This window comes from Stenotrophomonas sp. 05L44_2, assembly GCF_056665995.1.
Genome location: NZ_JBFTNR010000318.1, coordinates 1 through 4644 on the forward strand (window position 1 = coordinate 1; position 4644 = coordinate 4644).

General features: G+C 67.1%; 6 protein-coding genes. 2 read left to right on the forward strand and 4 right to left on the reverse strand.

The window, feature by feature from the left end; genetic code table 11:
- The coding region (locus tag AC1VAN_RS12355) for a CoA-transferase (protein ID WP_480985889.1) at positions 1-410 on the forward strand (410 nt) is incomplete at its 5' end.
- Between the two features lie 45 nt (positions 411-455).
- Positions 456-1043 carry an alpha-ketoglutarate-dependent dioxygenase AlkB family protein gene (locus AC1VAN_RS12360; protein WP_033830298.1) on the forward strand — a complete coding sequence of 196 codons (588 nt, stop codon included), beginning with the start codon at positions 456-458 and terminating at the stop codon, positions 1041-1043.
- Between the two features lie 85 nt (positions 1044-1128).
- Here the strand turns inward: AC1VAN_RS12360 and AC1VAN_RS12365 are convergent, their stop codons facing one another.
- The 4 genes from AC1VAN_RS12365 to AC1VAN_RS12380 are packed head-to-tail and all read right to left on the reverse strand — an operon-like array spanning position 1129 to position 4638.
- Positions 1129-1770 carry an ABC-type transport auxiliary lipoprotein family protein gene (locus tag AC1VAN_RS12365; protein WP_480985890.1) on the reverse strand — a complete coding sequence of 214 codons (642 nt, stop codon included), beginning with the start codon at positions 1768-1770 and terminating at the stop codon, positions 1129-1131.
- Positions 1767-2693, reverse strand: a complete 927-nt coding sequence (locus tag AC1VAN_RS12370; RefSeq protein ID WP_025878489.1) for an MlaD family protein — start codon at positions 2691-2693, stop codon at positions 1767-1769. Before AC1VAN_RS12370 ends, AC1VAN_RS12365 begins: the two co-directional genes overlap by 4 nt.
- Before the next feature lie 3 nt (positions 2694-2696).
- A complete protein-coding gene (locus AC1VAN_RS12375) occupies positions 2697-3524 on the reverse strand; it encodes an ABC transporter ATP-binding protein (RefSeq protein WP_033830300.1) in 828 nt (275 codons plus the stop codon).
- A 1-nt stretch (position 3525) separates the two neighbouring features.
- Positions 3526-4638: an MlaE family ABC transporter permease gene (locus AC1VAN_RS12380; RefSeq protein WP_033830301.1), complete on the reverse strand. Its 1113-nt coding sequence runs from the start codon at positions 4636-4638 to the stop codon at positions 3526-3528.
- Between the last annotated feature and the right edge of the window lie 6 nt (positions 4639-4644).

The window sequence follows — 4644 nt, forward strand, 5'->3', positions numbered from 1 at the left end:
CCGCACGTGCGGGCGCCAGCTACTTCGGCAGCCATGACAGCTTTGCGATGATCCGCGGTGGCCACGTCAACCTGGCCATCCTCGGTGCGATGCAGGTGACCGACAAGGGCGACCTGGCCAACTGGATGGTGCCCGGCAAGATGGTCAAGGGCATGGGCGGTGCGATGGACCTGGTGGCCGGCGTGCAGCGCGTGGTGGTGCTGATGGAGCACACCGCCAGGAACGGCGAGCACAAGATCCTGGCCGAATGCACGCTGCCGCTGACCGGTGTGGGCGTGGTCGACCGCATCATCACCGACCTGGCGGTATTCGATGTGACCGATGACGGCCTGGTGCTGGTGGAGACTGCGGCGGGTGTGGGCGAGGATGAGTTGAAGGAAAAGACCGGCGTCGCGTTCAAGCGCCGCTGAGCATCCACGGGGCGGCGTGTCGCTGCCCCATCTCCCTGATCTCCCATGCTATTCCCCCACGATCTGCCTGATGCTGACGTCCGACATCTGCCGGGCTGGTTGCCAGCGGCCGACGCCGATGCACTGCAGCGTGTATTGGCGCAGGAAGTCCCCTGGGAAACCCACCGCATCCGCATGTTCGGCAACTGGGTGGATTCACCGCGGTTGAGCTGCTGGATCGGTGATCCGCAGGCGCGTTACCGCTATTCAGGCACCGAGTTCATCCCGCATCCGTGGCCACCGTTGCTGCAGGAACTGCGCATCCGCCTGCAAGAACAGAGCGTCGGTCGATTCAACAGCGTACTGCTCAACCGCTATCGCGGCGGCAGCGACTACATGGGCTGGCACAGCGATGACGAGCCCGAGCTGGGGCCGGCGCCGCTGATCGCTTCGTTGAGCCTCGGCGCAGCGCGGCGGTTCCTGCTGCGCCGCCGCGATGACACCACGCGCAAGGCGGAATTCCTGCTCGGTCATGGCGACCTGCTGCTGATGGGCGGCGCCACCCAGCGCCACTACCAGCACGCGCTGCCGAAGATGGCGCGGGTGCAGGGCGAACGCATCAACCTGACGTTCCGCTGGATCCATCCGCGTTGACCAGGGTTCGCCGGGCATGGCCCGGCGCTACCAGGAACCGGTGGCGGTAGCGCCGGGCCATGCCCGGCGTGCGAAACGGGCAACCTCAGCGCTTCAGCGCCTGCTTGTCATTCCGCCCGCTGGTCAGCGTCCAGCCCACCACGTCCTGCGCCACCTGCTGCAGGCCACGCTCGAACGCCGCTGCCACTGCCGACACATCGGTGCTGCCCACCGGCTGCAACTGGCGGAAGGTGCGGTCGGCGACCACGCGCTGGTTGGTGACGTCGATCAGCTTGGCGTTGATCTCGATGACGACCGTCGGCGTTGCCTGGCCCTGGTAATCYGATTCGAAGCGACGGATGTCGGTGGACAGCTTGTAGTCGGCGCGGATGCCGGCGGYAACGCGGGCCACGCCGTGGATGCGGCCGGAATCCTCGAAGCCACGCAGCAGGGTGTCTTCGATCATGTCGGTGGCCGGCTGCGCCCAGCTGGCGCCCTTGTAGATCTCCAGCTCCGACGGCGTCGGCCGTACGTTGATGCGCGGGCTGTCGACCATGCGCGCGGCGCTGGGCTTGGCCAGCACCAGCTGCCAGTCGGCCTGCGGCCAGCTGGGGTCGACCTTGACCTGCACGGCCGGCGAATACAGGGTGACGGGGTTCTTGTCGCCGCTGCCGAGGATCGAGCAGCCACCCAGCAGGGTGGCCAGCGACGCTGCCAGCAACAGGCGCGGAAGGGTGGTCGGGCTCATTTGGGTTCGAACTCCTTCGGGGCGTCGCGGCCGAGCAGGTAGCGTGCGGGATTGTTCTCGAGGCGGTCGCTGACCCGGCGCAGGTCGCGGATCAGGCCACGCAGTTCACCCAGGGTCGGGCCGAGCTGGCCCAGGCCGTCATTGGCGAAGCTGTTGATGGCGGCGCGGTTTTCGCCAAGGATCGAATCGGCATTGCCGGCCGCCGAATCAAGCTTGGCCAAGGTGGCGTCGAGCTTGTCGATGATGCCCGGCAGCTGCTGCACCAGGTTCTTGTCCAGGCGCTCGATGGTGCCGTTGGTGGTCTTCAGGGTGGCGTCAAGGCTGCGCGCGGCATCGCGCGCGCTGAGCAGCAGCGACTGCGTACCCTGGTCGCGGTCGGCCAGGCCGCCACTGATGGTTTCCAGGTTGGCCAGGGTGGCGTTGATCGAGGCGACGTTGCGGTCGCTGAGGATCTGGTCCATGCGCTCGACGATGCGGTTGGCCACGTCGGTGATGTTCTGCAGCGCCGACGGCGTGGTCGGGATGATCGGTGCCGGGTCCTTGTTGACCGTGGTCAGCGCCGGCGACTGCGGCGTGCCGCCGCTGAGCTGGATGATCGACGGGCCGGTCAGGCTGGTGATCGCCAGCTTGGCGCGGGTATCGGTCTTGACCGGCGTGGTCGAGTTCAGGCGGATGCGCGCGACCACCTGGCGCGGGTCATCCGGTACCAGGTTCAGTTCGGTGATCGAGCCCACCGCGATGCCGTTGTACTGCACCGGGCTGCCGACCGACAGGCCGGTCACCGCTTCGCGGAACACCACCCGGTATTCCTGCCAGGTGCGGTCGGAGGAGTACTTGGCGGCCCACAGGCCGAAGGCCAGCAGGGCAAGGCCGGTGATCAGGGTGAACGCGCCGATCAGCACGTAGTTGGCTTTTGTTTCCATGGCTCAGGCACTCTCGATCTGTTCGCCACGCGCAGCGCGCGCGCGGGGTCCGTGGAAGTATTCCTGGATCCACGGATGATCCAGTCTCTCGATTTCCGGCAGCGGCGCATTGGCCACCACCTTGCGGTCGGCGATGACCGCCACCCGGTCGCAGATCGCATACAGCGTGTCCAGGTCGTGGGTGATCAGGAACACGGTCAGCCCCAGCGCCTCCTGCAGCGTCTTGATCAGGCGATCGAACGCCGCCGCACCGATCGGGTCCAGGCCGGCGGTGGGCTCATCCAGGAACAGCAGGGGGGGATCCAGCGCCAGCGCACGTGCCAGGCCGGCGCGCTTGCGCATGCCGCCGGACAGCTGCGAGGGCAGCTTGTTGATGGCATCGGCGGGCAGGCCGGCCAGTTTCACCTTCAGCAGTGCCAGTTCGTAATGCCAGCGCTCGGGCAGTTCGCGGTGGTGTTCCTTCAGTGGCACCTGCACGTTCTCGCCGACGGTCAGCGACGAGAACAGGGCGCCGTCCTGGAACAGCACGCCGGTGTTGCGCTCGATATGCAGGCGGCTCTCGGGATCGTCGGCGCGCGCATCGCGGCCGAGCACCTCGATCTGCCCTTCATCCGGCACGCGCAGCCCGAGGATCGAGCGCATCAGCACCGATTTGCCGGTACCCGAGCCGCCCACCACGCCAAGGATCTCGCCACGGCGCACGTCCAGGTCCAGCCCTTCATGCACGGTCTGGCTGCCAAAGCGGTTGACCAGCCCGCGCACGCGTATGGCCAGGTCGTGGCCGTCGTCGTCCTGCATGGGCACGTCTTCGGGGGTCGGATGCGTAGTCATGTCACCAGTCCATGTGCATGAACCACAACGCCGCGAAGGCGTCGATGATGATCACCAGCGAGATCGTCTGCACCACGCTGGAGGTGGTGCGTTCGCCGACCGACTGCGCGGTGCCTTCCACCTTCAGGCCTTCCAGGCAGCCGATCAGGCCGATCACCAGCGCGAACACCGGCGCCTTGGACAGGCCCACCAGCATGTGCCGCACTTCCATCGTTTCGTGCATGCGCGCGATGTACATCTGCGGCGGGATGTCCAGGTCGAACGCGCCGACGGTGATGCCGCCGGCCAGGCCGGCGACCATCGCGATGAAGGTCAGCAGCGGCAGGGTCAACAGCAGCGCGACCAGGCGCGGCAGTACCAGCAGGTCGATGGGATCGAGCCCCAGGGTGCGCATCGCATCGATTTCCTCGCGTGCCTTCATCGCACCGATCTGCGCGGTGAAGGCACTGGCGGTGCGGCCGGCCAGCACGATCGCGGTCAGCAGCACGGCGAATTCGCGCAGGAAGGCGATGTTCACCAGCTCGACCACATAGATCTCCGCACCGAAGTCGCGCAGGATGGTCGAGCCGAGGAAGGCGATCACCGCGCCGACCAGATAGGACAGCAGCGCCACCAGCGGCACCGCATCCAACCCGACCTGTTCCATCTGGTGCACGGTCGCGGTCAGGCGGAAACGTCGGGGCTCCTTGACCAGGCGCGCACCCTTGACCAGGTTCTCGCCGAGGAAGCTGCACAGCGCCTTGATGTTGTGGCCGGTGGCATGGACGCTGACACCCAGCCGCTCCAGTGCCGCCAGTACGCCGAAGTCACGCTTCGGCTTCGGGCGGTCGTCGGCTACTTCCTCAATGGTGCACACCAGCGCCTGGTGGTCCGGGCGGAACTGCAACGCGTCTTCGCTGAGGTCAGCGCGATGGGCGACGCGCAGCACCTGCAGCACGCCGGCGGAGTCGAGCAGCTCGATGCCTGTGGCGTCGATGCCGGTCAGCTTGTCCGGAACGCCACGCAGCACTTCGGCCGCGGCCAGCGCGGTCTTCAGGGTCCAGTGGCCGGACAGCCGGATCAATCCCGGATCCTGAGCGTCCTGTTCGAGCTGGGGGGCGTGGGTCGGGGTCATGGGGGC